Genomic DNA, 17,023 nt, shown 5'->3' on the forward strand with positions numbered 1-17,023 from the left:
CCTTGCCATCTTACCTATTCTTACTTAAATAGCTTTAATAAACCCAAATTCAAAGAGAATATAATAGGCTGTGAATTATAGATGGAGCTTTCGGAGTAAATAGATGTCAGTGCATAAGACATATTTATGGAATATATCAAACACCATTTGTTTTTGAGTGGTAAAGTGTTTTCCCAAGACAGATCAGCAGTAACCAAATTACTCTTGTAGAGTAGCTGTTGGCTGGAGTCTGAACTAACTGCCGTTCTTTTTAGAATATTTGAGTAGCTAAAACCAGCATAGATACTCTGCTGTTTTTTTAGTGAGTAGCTTAATCCCAAACTATAATTGATTGTGTTGTATTTGCTTTCAAAAGTGTTTTCTTGGACGACCAAGTTTGGTTTAACTTCAAAACTCATAGCGTTCAAGGATGTGATCTCATATGTTTCTGGTATTATTTCATAGAAACTGTATTGAGTGTACTCTCTTTGGTGATTAAAGCCTATCCCTCCATACACTCCTAAGTGTTTTATGAGTTCTCTTCTAATTTGACCTGAAAACTGATATCCACTATTGTTTAGCGAAAACTGATTCTTATTGTCAAGCGTGTTGATGAAAAATTCATCAATCTGTGGGCTTATTTTTTTGAAAGAGTAGTTTACACCCGTTGATATTTTCAATGACCATTTGTCGTAGTTTATTGTACGCTTGCTATTCTTGGAGTTATTTACATATTCGCAATGGTTTTCTATAGGTATAGTATCGGGTATAGTGCTTGTCATACTGTCCAGATGAAATACAATGGTTTTTGGTATCAATCTGTCGAGTTCTAACATTTCTTGCAAATCAGTATTAGGGTTTGTTATGACACTATTATCTGTTGATAGCTGAATTTGACTTTTGTTTTTACTATTCAAACTGTGCGAAGGAGATGTGCTGTTTGACGTAGTACTCAAAGCGGTTACAGGGCTACTTGAACGCTCATCGATACGAGAAAATTTTGTTTTAGATAAATACGTACTAGTAGAATGCTCTTTTTTATTCGTTTCTAACAATGTCTTTTTGGGAGATTGAGACGAAAATTCTGTGTTGTCATGGTTTTGTTCCTTTTGATTAGAGCTATCTAGTGTGTTATAGGCATTAGTGTTTGTTGTTGTGCGTGCACTTAGTTTATCTGTAGACTCCTGTAGGGGGATTGTTCCTTTTTTTGTATAAAACAGGATACTAGTTAGGCCAAAGAGGAATATTAAGCTTGCGACTATGCCATAGATTGTCCCTCGCTTTCTTTTTTCTTTGTCCATTATAGAAGAAATATCTGTCCACCCGTTTAATGGTGGTGTTGCTTCATATAAGGAAACCCTTTCCCTGAAAGCGTTTTCTAAGGGGTCTTTATTTGGCTGCTTTTTCATATATGTTATATTCCAAATTAGCTAACTGTGATCTTAGCATTTCTTTTGCTCTAGATAATTGTGACTTTGATGTTCCTTCTGAGATTCCCAGTTTTGTGGATATCTCTTTATGTGAAAAACCTTCGATTGCGAATAAATTGAAAATTTGCTGACACCCTTCAGGTAGTTTTTTGATCAGATTGATTAAATCTTGGTTAGCGAGAGAGTCGATGATGTCTTGATGATCAAGGTTACTTTCACATAAATTATCAGTGCTTAAAAAGTTATAGTGTTTTTTGTTCTTCTTATAGTAGTCTAGTGCGACGTTGACGGTAACTCTTGTTACCCAGGCATCTAGAGAGATAATATCCGTTTTTTGTTTAGTCAGAGATTTAAATATATTGATAAAGGCTTCTTGAAAGACATCTTTTGCTTCGTCTCGATCATAGCAGTATCTTCTGCATACGCCCATGACCTTTGGAGCATAATGATTGTAAAATTGCTCTTGATCCTTTCTTTTATTTTTTCTACACCCCTCTAGCCAGATGTTTTTCATAGTGATAAGCTGCACACCCGAGAGGGTATGCAGCTTTTTTGATTTTCTCTATTGAACAGTAATGGTAACATTGCCTTCGGTACATGTACCGTTAGGATCACATAGGCTATAATTAAAACTGTCAGTCCCATTGAATTGATCACTAGGTTCGTAGCTGAACAGTTCAAGATTGTGGTAGTTTACAGTTCCATATGTAGGGTTTGAAGAAACTTCTATGGTTAAATCACCCCAATTGTTTTGGCAAATCTCATCATTATTTATGATTACTGAAAAATCCAAAACGAAAAACCCATAAGTAGAGATATTTTCATCAGCTTCAGCTTGAGTGAATGAAAAATCATCATTCGAAGCATCGATAATGCAGGCTTCACGTTCATCAATAGAGATAGTGACAGTCCCCTCTACACAATATCCGTTCGGATCGCATAGTGTGTATGTGAAGCTGTCTTCGGTCTCAAAATTGTCTCCAGGCGTATATCCGAAACCTTCTCCTGTAATTTCGTTGATACTTCCATAAAAAGGAGTTGTTGATAGTGACATGGTTAGCTCTTGTTCGGTGAACTGACAAAGCTCATCGTTAGATATTAGTTCTGTGTTTTGATAAAAAATAAAACCTCTATTTTGGACTTCTTCGTAAAATGTAGCTTTATCATAAGTATATTGATCATTGCTGGCGAGTATGTCACAATTAGAAAGATCCTCTAGTATTTCTATTGTGATTAATGTGCCTTCAGAACAGATCGTTTGGGCTTGGTCACATACTTGGTAAGAGAAAGTGTAAATACCAGATACAATTTCATCAGGTACAAAAGAAAAACCTTCGTTGAAAGTGAATTGTACTGTTCCCTGATTGGGTTGATCCAAGTTATATACCTGTAAAGTGCTATAGGCTAAATCACAGAAGTCATCATTGTCCAGATAAGTCGCTTGTTCTATAAATACCCCCTGGTTGGCTAAAATTTCTGCTTTTGTATAAGAGAAACTATCAGCAGTTGTACTGAATTCACACGCATTTTCATTAATCGATATTTCCATTATTGCGTAGGCTGTTTCAGGACTGTCTCCACCACTACTGATACTGTAGACCAAAAAATCAGTTCCGATAAAATCATCATTGGGGTAATAGAATATAAGTCCATCATCGACATTAGCTGAACCAAACTCTGGTTGTGCCGCTATAGTCAAAGAGCTCACATTTGCATAACTCTGACAAAATTCGTCATTGGCTAGGACATCATGAACTATCTGCGATATTCCTTTAACTTTTTGAAGCTTGTCATATTTTGCTGTAACTATACACGCATCGCTTTCACCGAGAGCGAATTCAATGATGCCTTCGTTGCATTCAGGACCTATACAGATTTCGTATTTTAAATAATCTGTACCTTCATTAAAATCTTCATTTGGAAGGTATTTCAATAAGGCAGAAGAGGTTATTAATTCAGCTGTACCTTTTTGTGGTATTTCTGAGATGCTTACACTTGCTGTTTCACTAATACCTGTATGCTCCAGTAGGTCTACTACTATAGGAGACTGCTGGCTAATGCTTATTTCGAGATCTTCTGCCTCATTGAGCCCTTTTAGGGGGATCTGATCTTCACCTAAGTCATCGCACGAGTTTAGCCCTAGTGCCAAAATGACTACTGACGAGAATGCTAAAGTCTTTAATATCGGTTTGATATATTTCATTTTTATTCAATCTAATTGTTAACTTTCTTTAATGGGTTTTTACTATTGTGACACCTCAATATTCAAGGTGTTTACAAAGACTATTTCGTACGTACATTGATAAGTAGACATTTAGGAGCGAAAGGTTGGAAGGGGGTAGTTTTTTATTCAAATGCAACCACTCGTTAGATTTTGAGATCATACCGAAAGAGCGCTATGAATAGTTTTGTATAGTGTTGAAAATCAACTATTAGTATGCGTTTTCTGATGTGATGTTCAAGTCGTTTAGTTTATGCTTAAGGTTAGAAAAAAATATTTTGCACAAGGAGGGATTACCTGTTTTAGTCACACAAATTTGAGATCTCAAATCTGTGTAGGGTTTAAGTGTTTTAGTAAGAATGTGCGTTCGATTTCAACTTTCATTAAAACCGTTTCTGTAATGCATCAATAGTTCTGTCTTAGTGAGGGAGGCTCTGTTTTTGTCTCACTTTGAGAGGGTGGTTTGATTTTGCGTCTAGCTATTAGACTCAACTGCCTTTTTCTTCGCTTTTGATTTTAGGTATCCCAAAATGATGCGCTGTGCATCGGGCGTGTTGGTCTTGGGGGTGATGAAGGTCTCGTACCCCTCGTGTGCCTCATTTTGATTAGCAGCGGGGACATAACCGTATCCGATATACTCGCCTTGTTTGATCTGTACGATTGCGATTTCGTCATCCGACCTGCCGGGTTCTTGGATGAAAAAATCTTCCTGACGTATCATAATGTCGCTGAGCATCTCTTCGACGCGAGCGTTGTAGTCTTCTATCGATTCTTTGTTGCAGCAGACGCCGTTGCATTTTTTGATGTGGGAGGCAAAGCAGGGGCCATTTGTTTTTTCCAGCCCACAGTATTTGGGGCATAGCTGGTAGTTCATTACGGCGTTTTCCAAATAGGATTTTGCTTGTGATAATTTGCCGTAGGTCATGATTGCCATGCTACCGACCTGTAGTTTGCCGATGCTGAGTTGTATTAGTCCAGATTGGGTCTCGTAGGCGTAGAGCCCGTGGGTGACGCGGGTTTGTTTCAGGGCATGGTTAAACTGTGGCTGGTGCTTTTTGATTTCGTCCGACTCGTGCAGGAGTGCGATCAATTCGCTACCCGTGATCTGGTATTGGATGTCGGCGGTCACTGCGAACATCGATCGTTCTTTGCGGCTCTTGTCGTTGAAGTGGGACAGCATGCGCTGACGGATGTTGTTGGCTTTGCCCACATAGACGAGTGCCTGCTGGTCATTGTAGATGTAGTAGACTCCTGTCTCGGTCGGGAGTTTTGTGTAGGTACTCAGAGCCAGCAGCGGAGGGATTTTGGGGAGGTTGGCGAGGGACTCGGTACTCAGGTCTTCTACGCCCATCGCTTCGGCCTTGCTGAGTAGGATGTCCATGAGTTTGGCAGTAGCTTCTGCATCGCCATAGGCACGGTGGCGGCCATTGATTGGGATCCCCAAATCCGTACATAGCTTGCCCAGACTGTACGAGGCATGCCCAGGGAGGAGCTTTCGCGACAGTTTGACCGTGCATAGTTTATTGCGCTCAAAATCACCACCGAGACTGGCAAACTCACCTTTGAGTACACCATAGTCAAAGGCGACATTGTGCGCCACGAATGTGCGCCCCTCGGTCATCTCGTAGACGCGTTTGGCAATCTCATAGAACTTAGGGGAGTGCATGACCATCTCGTCGTATATGCCTGTGAGCTGCGTGATCGAGTAGGGGATGGAGGTCTCAGGGTTGACTAGTGTCTGGTATTCGTCTATGACTTTCTCTCCATCGTGGATGATAATGGCGATCTCAGTGACCTTTTGCCCTTTGGCACTGCGACCTGTGGTCTCGATATCGATGATGGCATACTCCTGCTGCATATCGCCAAAGATAGATACATCGATGATAAATGCCACGGGCAGTCATCAGACACAGGTACCTAAATCTAGCTCGGTCGCATTCAGAAATGCGACTGCAATTTTCTGAGGCATTTGTTATGCCGTGGGTATCTCACTACCTTTCTATAAGGTCAACTGGTACAAAATCAGGGATAATGATGACAGCCCTAGTGGCCCGAGTATTGCTGAAGTATTAAATGACCAGTCATTATCAGACCGAAAGTTAGGGAAATGACAAACGACCAATAAGTAATCATAAAACAGTTGATGAAAATGATGAAACCGCTCCTTAAAACCCTAGCGCCGCATCAGAAAATCACAGCGCCGCTGAAGGGTGCTACTGTGCTGCAAGTATGGAGACGCGAATCAACGGGTCTATTAAGTGATCAGTATTAGGGAGGGATCAATCTGATGGTGTCAGGGCTGACACAACTGGCTGAAGCCAACGAACAGTTCAATGAGCTGTTCCTCAACCGTACGGAGGCAAACAGCAGTGCCGACCCTGTGAGTATGCGCGACCTGCGGGTGCGCATACAGCCACTCTACTATCGCCTACGGGATTTGATCGCCAGTTACCATGTGATCAACAATGGTGAAGAACCCTATGGCTCCACGGTCAAGCAACTCAACACCCTGATCGACAAATACAACCAGATACTCGCCAGCCGAAAAGGCAAACGAAAAGAAGAGGATGTTGCCATTTGATTATTCGCACCGGGGGGGTATGCTCCGGTGTTTTTTTGAGATCGAGTGGGATTAGAGATACATTCTTTGAAACACGAGGGTGTTTTGAGATACGACAAGAGCCCAGAAATAGGGCGTGACCCACAATACAAAGCCTCGATAGATTACTCCATCGAGGCTTTGGTATTTTATTATCTGTCAAGACAATCTTCTATTCGCAGGTCGTATCCATCAAGTTGGCATCCCAACAGTGGTAGGCTGTATCATCAAAGTGTGCTTCACTCATCACCTGACCATTAACCTCTGCCTGACTCCACATGATCGTCACTTCGTTATCCATGCTGGCATCAAATATCGTTACGGTTCTATCCAAGTCAGCAGTAGCATCTGCTTCGAATTTGATCCAGCTCCCTTTGTTATCACCTTCTTTCATCACAGTGAATGTAGCATCTGCGACCGTTTCGTCATCCTCATCTGTCCAGTCGCTCGTCAACCATACATTTGGATTCTCTGGGCTTTCGTATAGCATCCAGCTACCAGACTCTCCATTGACTGTTGACTCACCTTCGAACCACATGAACTCATCGATTTCAGTACCGTGTGAGATATACCCTTTCCAGTCTACATCATTTCCATCTACATCAGCCGTCAACTTGACCTGATAATCGCTTTGTGCAGGAATATCGAAATTCTTCTCCCACACCCAAAGCTCGGTTTCTTCGTCAAAATAAGCTTCTGTTCCTACGGTAGCTTTAAAAGCCGTCACTGGGATCACCAAATGCTGATAAAGTATGCTTGTATATACCCCCACATTGAGTGCTGCATAGCCCCAGTTGCCTATGGCGGCTACTCGTCCCTCTTCTGAGGACTCTTCATCAAAAGCGTCTAAATCTGGAGCCATGGTAGACTCGCTAGGTACTGTCGGTGGTGTATTGTTATCCATGTCATTTGAAGACTCGTCCTCTGTACATGCACTTAGTACGACTACAGGAATTAACAATGTTGCTATTAACCTTTTCATAGTATTCATTTTTGATTTCACATTTTTATTCATGTCATCACTTTGCCAAACACTATGCCAAGAGAAATACGCGCTACACCAAATACCTATTATATGACATACATAGAAAATTTAATCAAACAGGCAATCCGCTGAAAACCAAACTTGTAAGAATGATAATGCCCCGTATCGCCCAACCTTCTGCTACTATAAGAGAGGCTAGGAGCTATGTGGTCTACCGCCACACTTCATGGCACAAAGTGTAGCGGTTGATTCTCAAAACGAGAGTTCTACTATAATAATGAGATGCTTAGATGTCCCACTGCTCGTTGAGCGTGGCGATGGCATGATAGCCCGTCAGATCAAATTGACATGGGACGACCGAAACGTAATTGTCCGAAATAGCCCACTCGTCATTGTCCTCTCCTTTATCATGGTTGATAAAGTTGCCCACCATCCAGTAATAGTTGCGACCGTGTGGATCGATACGCTTGTCGAACTCTTCCTCCCATCGAGCATTGGCCTGACGGCAAATCTTGATCCCTTTGAGGTTCTCATTCTGTTTGGGAGGGAAATTTACATTCAGTGCTATCCCTGTAGGCAAACCATGCTCAAGGACATTACGTGTGATTTTGAGCACATACTCGTCTACATGAGAAAAGTCTGCATCCGCACTAAAGTCGCATAGCGAAAAGCCTATCGCTGGCCCACCCTCTATTGCTCCTTCTATCGCTGCGGACATGGTACCCGAGTAGAGTACACTGATACTGGTGTTCGACCCATGGTTGATACCACTGACGACCAAGTCTACTTTTCGATCTTTCAAAACTTCTCGTTTCGCTAGCTTGATACAATCTGCGGGAGTTCCCGAACATTCATAGGCTAAAATATCCCCAAACAAATCTGATTTTACCAATCTAAGTGTATCTCCTACGGTGATTGCATGCCCCATTCCAGACTGAGGTTTATCAGGTGCTACCACGACTACTTCACCTAAAGTAGACATAAGTTCGATGAGCTTTCGAATACCACTAGAGGTGATACCATCATCATTGGAGACTAAAATCAAGGGCTTGGACATATTGTTTTATTTTTGGGATAAAACTAAAACAAGCTAAGCTGTATGCCCAGTGTTTAGCCAAGAAAAGCCCAGTCTAGACTGGGCTTTTCTTGAAATTTCATTTTCTCTTAATCTCTCCTGACACTGCCACTGCTGGAGGTATCTGCTAGGACTTTATCTGGACTGCCTCGGTAGACTACTTTTCCGCTGCTACTGGCATCTGCGCGTAACTCTTTGCCTACTGATACTTCTACCTTCCCTGACGAACTCACGTCGACACGTACCCCTTCCGAGTCCACACCGAACGCATGGTACTTGCCCGATGAACTCGCATCTATGACCTGTGTCTTGGTTTGTCCTGACAAGCTGATTTTGCCGCTACTCGATACATCTATTTTGAGTTGTTCTACATCCACATCCAACTCCATGCGTCCTGAACTACTCGCTTTGAGGTAGAGTTCTTTGGATCGGACAGTTCCCTTGCCAGAGATACGCCCAGACGAGCTGACTTTAATTTTGTCTAAGGCTTGCGTATAGGTCAATACTACCTCTACGGTATTGTTGGTATAGGACCCACTCTCCATGTGTATCCTCAAATCCCCTCCATTGATCTCAGTAAGTACCTTGTCTGTGTCGACATTGGTCGTCGTGATGACTGCTTCGTTTTTATCTCCTTCGATCAGTGTCACACGAATGGATTCTCCTACACTCAGGCCTTGAAAAGCATCCAACGTTCTGGTTTCTTCATCTTGTGCACAAGCGGTCGTCACGATACAAAATCCGGCGAACAGTATTGTCAATATTTTCTTCATGATTAGTTTATGTTTATTTGAGAGACAATCAACTACGACCATGGGTTGCATACTGTGCTATTTTATTACAGAAGAAATGTTATTTGATTAGTTTTGCAGGAAATTTCCTAGAAATGAAAAAGGTCGCATTTTACACTTTGGGTTGCAAACTAAACTTCTCGGAGACCTCTGCTATCAGCAGGCTCTTTGAAGAAGAAGGCTATGAAAAAGTAGCTTTCGAAGCACAGCCTGACATATTTGTTATCAACACTTGCTCTGTCACTGAGAATGCAGACAAGAAGTGCAAGCAGATCGTAAAAAGCGCTAAGAAAATCTCTCCCGAATCATTCGTCGTGATCATCGGTTGTTTTGCGCAGTTGAAACCACAAGAAATAGCGGAGATCAAAGGCGTAGATGCGGTACTAGGCGCTGCTGAGAAATTCAAACTACTCGAACACATCAAAGCATTCGAAAAAAACAAAGAAACGATCGTCTGTGCTTCGGAGATTTCTAATGCAACTGAGTTCAACAATGCCTACTCTAAGGCCGACAGAACCCGAACTTTCCTCAAAGTACAAGATGGCTGCAACTATGGATGTGCCTTTTGTACCATACCACTAGCGAGAGGCAAGAGTCGTAGCGATACCATCGCCAACATCATCGAATCTGCCCAAGAAATAGCGGCATCTGGCGTCAAAGAAGTGGTACTGACAGGGGTCAATATAGGAGATTTCGGGATACAGAATGGAAAACGCAGAGAGAACTTTCTCGATCTGGTCAAAGCACTGGACGAAGTAGAAGGTGTCGAACGTTTCAGAATCTCCTCGATAGAACCCAACCTGCTCAGCAACTCAATCATCGAATTTGTGGCGCAGAGCAAACGTTTCGTTCCACACTTTCATATCCCACTACAATCGGGCAGTAATAAGATACTGAAGCTGATGAATCGACGCTACTTGCGCGAACTCTATGTAGAGCGTGTCGCCAAGATCAAAGCCCTGATGCCAGACTGCTGTATCGGCGTGGATGTCATTACAGGCTTTCCTGGTGAGACGCATGACGACTTTCTGGATACTTACAACTTCATCAACGAGCTAGAAGTTTCTTACCTGCACGTATTCACTTATTCCGAGCGTGACAACACACAGGCCATCAACATGGAAAATCCTGTTCCCTACCCAGAGCGACAAGAACGTTCAAAAATGCTACGTGTCCTTTCAGAGAAAAAGAAAAGAGCTTTCTACCAGAGTCAGGAAGGAAAGTATGCAGAGGTACTATTAGAGGGAGATATCAAAGACGGTATGATGCATGGCTTCACCGCCAACTACATCAAAGTGGAGTACCCACATGATGAAGAACTCGTCAATGCACTGCTTCCCGTTCATCTAGAAGCAACCACGGATCAAATCAATATGAAAATATCAGTGGTTAAACCTGAGTTCGATTATAAAAATGAGCTATAAGTGAGCAAACAAAATCAATTGACATTGACGTCATCAATAGCATGAACACCAGTAAAACGCAGATATTCGTCAGTATATGCGTTTGAGAGAAGATCATATTAGATGCTAAATGACGTGTAGTTTTATTCAGAAGCCTTAAAACAATATTTGTCAATCATACTCAGGTTAAAAGGTGGGAAACAAAACCCTATTCTTTTACACTCTCCTGTATAATGATGAAGTTCACCTGAATAATAATGCAGTTCACCGAAAACAGCTTGAGCAAATCAACGAAAGCCGCTATTCTTGTATTGTAATTAATGAAAACAACATCGCGAGTAGTTAATTACAGAGCTGAAAAGCTCCACCAAAATAGAATAGTAATTTAGTCTTTCATAATCATGCTTAAGCTGCTGATCCGGACGGGATGAGCAGCTTTTCTTTTTATATGACTATCTGTATTTTTTAAAGTTCGTTTTACGGATCACCCTGTATTTCTGGGGGAGAGGTAGTAGATCATTTCGTTAGTCAAGATTCATTGTTCGAAACCTGCCGATTTAGCGAGGAGCCGGCCTGTAGGGTAGGGATTGATAATCTTCCTGCTTTTAACTAACCTAAAAGTGCCTCATGCTGAATGTAGAAAAGCGCATTGCAAATGCTTAAAAAAAGCGTCCTCGTTACAAACGAGGACGAGTTGGTAATTGAAGGTAACGACAAGCTAAAATCCGTAGGTTTGCCTTTGTTAATTTCTATAAAAGTATCTGATTCAAATGCTCTTTGCAAGTAGCTCATTCAAATCTGATTTTTGAGAAATGTTTATTGGTTTTTCATTATTCATATCTACTAAACTATCAGTGCTATAGTGTTTTTTAATCGCTGGGTTTAAATGCTTTACAATGATCAGCATCTGTTATATGCCTTTACGGTCGTTGTTCCTCCGTCCTAATGAGTTCAATGTTATAGCGTTCTAGTGCGGTCAGATATTTGTTCACATCTGTAAATTCAGGCTTATACCAGCTTTGTCTGCTGAAATAACTGTCCATTTCCCCACCAGGTTTAAACTTGTATCCGTATCTGGCAAATATTTCATTCCGCATCAATTTCAGGTCGGTACTGCTCATTTTATATAGTTCCTTCGGATTTAAGAGTTCGGTAGATGCTTCCGTGAATCGCCCTTTCAGTTTGTAATTCGTGTTTCCAATTCTGGATCCAAGTTCATATACCTGATCATCAAAAAAAGTAAAGGCTTCATTTATTTTCAGTACATTTTTTTCCAGACCGAACCCGCGATAGTTTAGGAATTTTCCTTTGAATTCATCGCATGAAAAGGTTCCATCTAAATCAATTCTTGGGTTGTTAAGGTTCATGAAATTATGATCCCAATCCATATTAGCTTCGTATTTGTAATAGCTTTCCACTTGAACTATGATGGAGTTTTGAAATCCCATTACTCTAAAAATTACTTTGCTTTGAATGTTGTCGCTAAACTTATACACCCCGAAAAATTCAGAGATATCGTTCGATGACCAATCTGATAGATCGGATTCTTCAATTCTTCCTCCATTCAGAATTTGTCCGGAAGTATGTAGGCTCAGTATTACAAGAAAGGCAATTAATAACGATTTTGGAAAGTTCATCTTATGGCTACAACGTCCGCGTATGGCGATTTGCCCACACGGTTTGATAAAGTACTAAAGTAGCCGAATCGCGCGACACTGCAAAAGCCTGTTTAGCCATTCCTGTTGAGGTAGGAATGCTGCTGATCCGAATGTCCATTTCTCGGTATTCTACTGCTTCCTGCGTGAATCGGCAGTGCTGATTCTGGCATTGCTTCCGTTACGCAGCATAGGCATTCGCTATACGCGCATGTGTGTGTCCAGTATGTGCATGTGTTAGCAAAGTTAACACGAAAGTTCCAGCGGGTGAAAGTCCCTTACGAGCGGGTTCGTAGCTCGAATCGTTAGCAAGTCGCAAGGTTGGTTGGATGAACCGCCCAGTACAGCCTGTCCCGTACTTGATACGGGAAGAACCGTACGCTGGGTGGTGTGAGAGGCGCACTGGCGGTCATTTGACCGTCAGCCGTCTACTCGATTAGCTTGTGTATTTTTATCCGAAACGTACAAGATTATTCCAAGAACTGCTCCAGAGATTAACCCACCAATATGGGCTGCATTATCAATTCCTCCAGTTAAACCGAATAGTAAGTTAATTCCAACATACGGGCCTATAAACATTAAAATCCCTTTCTTTCCATCTTTCGGAAATGCACTTGTCAGTAATAGTCCCAATATTGCGCCATACAAGCCAAAAATTGCTCCAGATGCACCAACGCTGATAGTGTTTTCATACCAATAGATGCTTGCCAAACTTCCGCATATTCCTGATACAAAATATAGGATAAAATACTTTGTTCGACCAAAAATAGGTTCGATAAATAGTGCTGCAATTACAAGTCCATAGATATTGAGAAATAAATGCATAATACCACCATGTAAAAACATGCTTGAAATAAGTCTCCACCAATCCCCACCGGTGGTTTCTGCTCTGCGATTTGCACCCCATTCAAGAAGCTCCAAGCCATTTGGAGAAATAATATGAACACCTGAAAATATCATCAACAGGAAGATCAGGATGTTTAGATCGAGAATGATTGACGTTGCGTAATGTTCATCTTTAGGGATTAAGAACTTAAGCATATCAATCAGGTCGTCCGATTGAGGTTTAATCCCTTTTAATTGGCGCTTGTGTTCGGGAGCATGATATTTAGGAAAAATTAAAGCAAACAAGAATACACTAAATCCAATACCAAAAGAGCCAAAAATCCATTCGAATTTCTTGCCATTTCTACTTGAGTAGAGTCCGTCTTTTGGTTCTATTATTATAGGTTCAGAACTTACAAACTGTTCTTGATGCATTACAGCATTTAAAAACCCTTCTCGATCATCGGAATGAGGTAGTACTTCAAAATAATCAGGTTCTGAAAACTTATATACTTCAAAATTCTTGATTGCTTGTTGAAAGAACGCTTGATACTTGCGTTCTTTTTCTTCGGGTTCAATTTTATTACTTATTTGGTCATTTATCTTAACACCATACCAGTATTTATATTTTCCATTTGAGTCTTTTGCCGTAAAGGGATAAACAAAATAGGAGTCAAAATTTAGATACTGATTGTATTTTCCACTAGCTCTGAAGTCAGTGTGAGCACTCCCCAATTCCCTATTAAGTTCAATTTTTTTAAGTTTTAAAAACCGAGTATCTAAGTTTGTTGATTGCTCAATTGAATTCAATTCCACTAATTTTCCAGTTGCGGTTTTCAAGTAACCATTAGAGATAATCATCATTGCTACCATTGTTCCCCAAGCAATCATCTGGTATAACATGCTAAGCCTATCAGGATCTTTAAATTTTAGTATCCTTAACTTTGGTCTAAGCCATATTGTTATAGGAATCCAAGGCAGAATTAAGGGTAGCCAGATATTAAAGATGTCTTCTTTAATAGGTAAAATTTCAGAGTTTATTGTAAATACCCATCGGAATAGTAAGGTAGCAATGGTAGTTCCAAAAGCAACGTAAATGAAGGTTGGAGCTATATGTTTGAATTTTGCAGTATAATTTTCCATTTGGCAGATAATGCAAGCTAACATTTCGCTATACGCAATTGCGTATATACAATATTGGTATCAACACTATGTTAGTCATTGATATCCCCAAGAATACCCCTTAGCCCTGATAGATACAAGCAAGCGGGTTTCTAATATCAAAGTACAGCCTATATATACCTAGATACCGGGGGCTATTCAGTGAAGTGTGTCGGGATTTATTCTTGACGTCTCCGAGTCTTCGGATTTGCTCCTGATGCCATCGGGAAGGAAACCGTGATGCTAAATACTGCCCTGTAGGCTGCAGAAAGGGGCTGTTTTTGTCTTTTCAAAAACCCGCGCAGGTTCGACTCAAAGTCTGCACGGGTTTGGCCTAAAGTCTGCGCGGGTTCGGAGCAAAGTCTGCGCAGGTTTGGCCTAAAGTCTGCGCGGGTTCGGAGCAAAATCTGCGCAGGTTCAGAGCAAAGTCTGCGCGGGTTTTCTAGCAAACCTGTACAGGTTTAGCATAAAGTCACAGCGGGTTTGTGGCAAAGTATTAGTAGGTTTTTGGTAAAGCTTCAGTAGGTTTGGGACAAAGTCTGCGCAGACAGATCAAAAGAGGTGTAACTATAGAAGTCTGAAATCCATATTATACGTAGATGCCCCTTGAGCTCAACGAATTTAACAGTATTGTATGCCGCCCCTCTGACTCCTCTGGTCGTCGCGTCCGCTAAGACCCTTTTATAAAGTAGAGCGTCTGCTCGATGATAAGTAGCTTAACACCAAGCTCCCTTTCTCACCCGCCTTATGGTAGAAGAACCTATAATGTATGATCAAGCAAACTACTTGCCTGATACAGCCCAAACTAAGCCCTAGTTGTCTCTCTGAGGATCAAGTCCTGATGAATCACGATCTTTTCAGAGGTGAGTGTGTCCTCTTGTAGGAGTATGGATAGGAGTTTTTGTGTGGCGAGAGTCGCCATTTTGGGAGCGATCTGCTGTACGGTAGAGAGCTGCGGGTGCATGTAGGAGGCGATGGGTTCGTCTGAGAAGCCAAAGACGGAGACTTCTTCTGGGATTTTCTTGCCGAGTTTTAGGAGTACGTTTACTACGTTATTGGCGACATAGTCGTTGAATACTGTCACGCCATCCAGTTGCGGATATTTTTTCAGCGTCTTGTTCAAAAAGGTCTCTATGCTTTGCGGATTCATTTCATAGTAGTGAATCAGTTGTTCGTCTATCGTACTGCCGTGATCCTTGATCGCATCCATGTAGCCATAGAGGCGGTTGTTGCTGTTGTTGAGGTGGATGCTGGCAGTGACGTGGGCGATGCATCGGCAGCCCTTATCGAGCAGGTGTTGGGTGGTTTGGTAGGAGGCACGGTAGTCATCGGCGATGATTTTGGGCACGGGCAAAAAGTTGAGAACCCTATCGAAAAACACCAAAGGGATTTCATGTTTGAGTAGGGACTCGAAATGACTATGCTGTTTAGTCTCTACACTGATCGCAGCGAGGACACCCTCTACACGCCGTGCGATGCAGGCTTGTACGGCCTTTTGTTCCTCTGCTTCGCTCTCCTGCGTGTTGAATAGCAAAAGTGTATAGCCTGCATCTGCCAGTATGACCTGTAGGGTTTCGATGATTTTGGCATAAAAGAAGATGGTGATGTCAGGGATGATGATGCCGATGAAGCGTGACTTGCCTTGGTTCATCATTTGTGCATTAGGGTTTTGTACATAGCCCAGTTCATCGGCGAGTTGCTGTACTTTTTGTTTTGTCACTTCACTGATACGGGGGTGGTTTCGTAGCGCTCTCGATACCGTAGTGTGCGAGAGATTGAGTTGTTTGGCTAGTTGCTTTAGCGTGACGTATTTGCCCATGATCCAAAGATAGGCTGCACAGGTGTGCGCAGCAACGGTTTGTGCTTCAATTCTAAGTGCAGCCAAATAGAGATCAGGATGACATCTCTGCGTTCTAACCTGAGGTTAATCCGATATTGCTCTGATAAGACAGGAGCTGCTGGTATCAGTATCTCCGAAAGCACGACCAGTTCAGGTGTAATTCACTATTCCTAGCGATTGCCTACCCCATGACATGTATTCATTTTTGTGTTGTTTGGAATAAGTGCAAATAGCGACGAATGAAACAAATTGCCTCCCTACCATCTATCATGACCATGGCGACTCATGGCGTCAGTGCCCAAACCAAACCAAAACAAACAATCTACAAAGAACCATTAGTAACGAAAAAGGGAAACCGCTATTCGGTATCAGTGTCGGGATCAAAGGCACATCCTATGGATCATCGACAGACACGGAAGGTAAGTGCCTGATTAGCCATGTGACCAGCATACTTTGTTGATTTCTGGAGAGGGGTTTCATAGCCAATCCAAAAAAAACCGAAGTATCCGCATCGTCTACAGCCGCATATACATTCACACTAAAAGAGAAAGTGCTGGACAGCAGTTCAGAGCCATGAATGATGACATCCATGGCTACTGACCCGCAGGGGAATCCCGCCATCGTAAGCTACTGGAGGTCGGCAGGAAGTGATGTGCCTCAGTATCATGTTGTTTGTCACCGTGCTGACGTCTGGTATACTCATGATTTGGGATTTAGAAATGAGACCTTTAGCTTATCTGGTACTGGGACGAAATTTATTCCGATCTCCAGACCACAAATCGTTATGGATGATGAGTATGCCACGGTTGTTTTTAGAGATGCAGAGAGAGGGAATAAAGTGTCGATTGCTCGTGCGCCTATGGCTGACCTTGGTCAATGGAAATTACAGGATTTGACCGAAAGTGGTTATCCAGCCTGGGAGCCGATTTTAGATCTCAGTTTGTGGTTGCAAAATCAAGAGTTACATTTGTTTTTGCAAGATGTGATGCAAGTAGATGGGGAAGGAATGGCAGAGGCTGCAGCACAGATGATACAGGTATTGGAGTGGAAAATATAACT

16 protein-coding genes are annotated in these 17,023 nt (G+C 41.9%); 5 read left to right on the forward strand and 11 right to left on the reverse strand.

What is annotated here, in order from left to right; translation table 11 throughout:
• Window positions 1-20: 20 nt before the first annotated feature.
• The 4 genes from BGP76_RS04120 to BGP76_RS04135 form a co-directional block, all read right to left on the reverse strand.
• The gene (locus tag BGP76_RS04120) at window positions 21-1,388 is read right to left on the reverse strand and encodes a hypothetical protein (protein ID WP_119843700.1); all 1,368 of its coding nucleotides are present in this window, start codon (window positions 1,386-1,388) and stop codon (window positions 21-23) included.
• Window positions 1,369-1,923, reverse strand: coding sequence for an RNA polymerase sigma factor (locus BGP76_RS04125; RefSeq protein ID WP_119843701.1), 555 nt, complete (start codon window positions 1,921-1,923; stop codon window positions 1,369-1,371). Before BGP76_RS04125 ends, BGP76_RS04120 begins: the two co-directional genes overlap by 20 nt.
• A gap of 48 nt (window positions 1,924-1,971) precedes the next feature.
• A complete protein-coding gene (locus BGP76_RS04130) occupies window positions 1,972-3,612 on the reverse strand; it encodes an Ig-like domain-containing protein (RefSeq protein ID WP_119843702.1) in 1,641 nt (546 codons plus the stop codon).
• A gap of 493 nt (window positions 3,613-4,105) precedes the next feature.
• Window positions 4,106-5,524: an exonuclease domain-containing protein gene (locus BGP76_RS04135; protein WP_119843703.1), complete on the reverse strand. Its 1,419-nt coding sequence runs from the start codon at window positions 5,522-5,524 to the stop codon at window positions 4,106-4,108.
• Window positions 5,525-5,779: 255 nt separating this feature from the next.
• Here BGP76_RS04135 and BGP76_RS20485 point away from each other — a divergent pair, with 255 nt between their 5' ends.
• Window positions 5,780-5,902: a hypothetical protein gene (locus BGP76_RS20485; RefSeq protein ID WP_255416057.1), complete on the forward strand. Its 123-nt coding sequence runs from the start codon at window positions 5,780-5,782 to the stop codon at window positions 5,900-5,902.
• Window positions 5,903-5,917: 15 nt separating this feature from the next.
• A complete protein-coding gene (locus BGP76_RS04140; protein ID WP_119843704.1) occupies window positions 5,918-6,211 on the forward strand; it encodes a DUF6261 family protein in 294 nt (97 codons plus the stop codon).
• A gap of 190 nt (window positions 6,212-6,401) precedes the next feature.
• Here the strand turns inward: BGP76_RS04140 and BGP76_RS04145 are convergent, their stop codons facing one another.
• From BGP76_RS04145 to BGP76_RS04155, 3 genes are all read right to left on the reverse strand, one after another.
• Window positions 6,402-7,211: a hypothetical protein gene (locus tag BGP76_RS04145; protein WP_147407367.1), complete on the reverse strand. Its 810-nt coding sequence runs from the start codon at window positions 7,209-7,211 to the stop codon at window positions 6,402-6,404.
• Between the two features lie 289 nt (window positions 7,212-7,500).
• Complete coding sequence (surE, locus tag BGP76_RS04150; protein ID WP_073119073.1) at window positions 7,501-8,271, reverse strand: 5'/3'-nucleotidase SurE; 771 nt, start codon at window positions 8,269-8,271, stop codon at window positions 7,501-7,503.
• Between the two features lie 107 nt (window positions 8,272-8,378).
• Complete coding sequence (locus BGP76_RS04155; RefSeq protein WP_158584040.1) at window positions 8,379-9,062, reverse strand: head GIN domain-containing protein; 684 nt, start codon at window positions 9,060-9,062, stop codon at window positions 8,379-8,381.
• A gap of 113 nt (window positions 9,063-9,175) precedes the next feature.
• Here BGP76_RS04155 and mtaB point away from each other — a divergent pair, with 113 nt between their 5' ends.
• The gene (gene mtaB / locus BGP76_RS04160) at window positions 9,176-10,504 is read left to right on the forward strand and encodes a tRNA (N(6)-L-threonylcarbamoyladenosine(37)-C(2))-methylthiotransferase MtaB (protein WP_119843707.1); all 1,329 of its coding nucleotides are present in this window, start codon (window positions 9,176-9,178) and stop codon (window positions 10,502-10,504) included.
• Between the two features lie 899 nt (window positions 10,505-11,403).
• Here the strand turns inward: mtaB and BGP76_RS04165 are convergent.
• The 4 genes from BGP76_RS04165 to BGP76_RS04175 form a co-directional block, all read right to left on the reverse strand.
• Window positions 11,404-11,931: a YARHG domain-containing protein gene (locus tag BGP76_RS04165; RefSeq protein WP_221409841.1), complete on the reverse strand. Its 528-nt coding sequence runs from the start codon at window positions 11,929-11,931 to the stop codon at window positions 11,404-11,406.
• A gap of 388 nt (window positions 11,932-12,319) precedes the next feature.
• Window positions 12,320-12,541: a hypothetical protein gene (locus BGP76_RS20135; protein WP_147407368.1), complete on the reverse strand. Its 222-nt coding sequence runs from the start codon at window positions 12,539-12,541 to the stop codon at window positions 12,320-12,322.
• Between the two features lie 17 nt (window positions 12,542-12,558).
• On the reverse strand, window positions 12,559-14,106 hold the full coding sequence (locus BGP76_RS20425; protein ID WP_221409842.1) for a rhomboid family intramembrane serine protease: 1,548 nt from the start codon (window positions 14,104-14,106) through the stop codon (window positions 12,559-12,561).
• Window positions 14,107-14,929: 823 nt separating this feature from the next.
• Window positions 14,930-16,009 (reverse strand): LacI family DNA-binding transcriptional regulator, encoded by a 1,080-nt coding sequence (locus BGP76_RS04175; protein ID WP_255416059.1) that lies wholly within the window; start codon window positions 16,007-16,009, stop codon window positions 14,930-14,932.
• 194 nt (window positions 16,010-16,203) lie between these two features.
• Between BGP76_RS04175 and BGP76_RS20140 the strand changes: the two genes are divergently transcribed.
• Together BGP76_RS20140 and BGP76_RS04185 are read left to right on the forward strand one after the other, a co-directional pair.
• Window positions 16,204-16,395, forward strand: a complete 192-nt coding sequence (locus BGP76_RS20140; RefSeq protein ID WP_147407369.1) for a hypothetical protein — start codon at window positions 16,204-16,206, stop codon at window positions 16,393-16,395.
• Between the two features lie 146 nt (window positions 16,396-16,541).
• Window positions 16,542-17,021: a hypothetical protein gene (locus BGP76_RS04185; protein WP_147407370.1), complete on the forward strand. Its 480-nt coding sequence runs from the start codon at window positions 16,542-16,544 to the stop codon at window positions 17,019-17,021.
• Window positions 17,022-17,023 lie beyond the last annotated feature (2 nt).

The organism is Reichenbachiella sp. MSK19-1, assembly GCF_003590315.1.
In the GTDB taxonomy this organism is placed as follows: domain Bacteria; phylum Bacteroidota; class Bacteroidia; order Cytophagales; family Cyclobacteriaceae; genus Reichenbachiella; species Reichenbachiella agariperforans.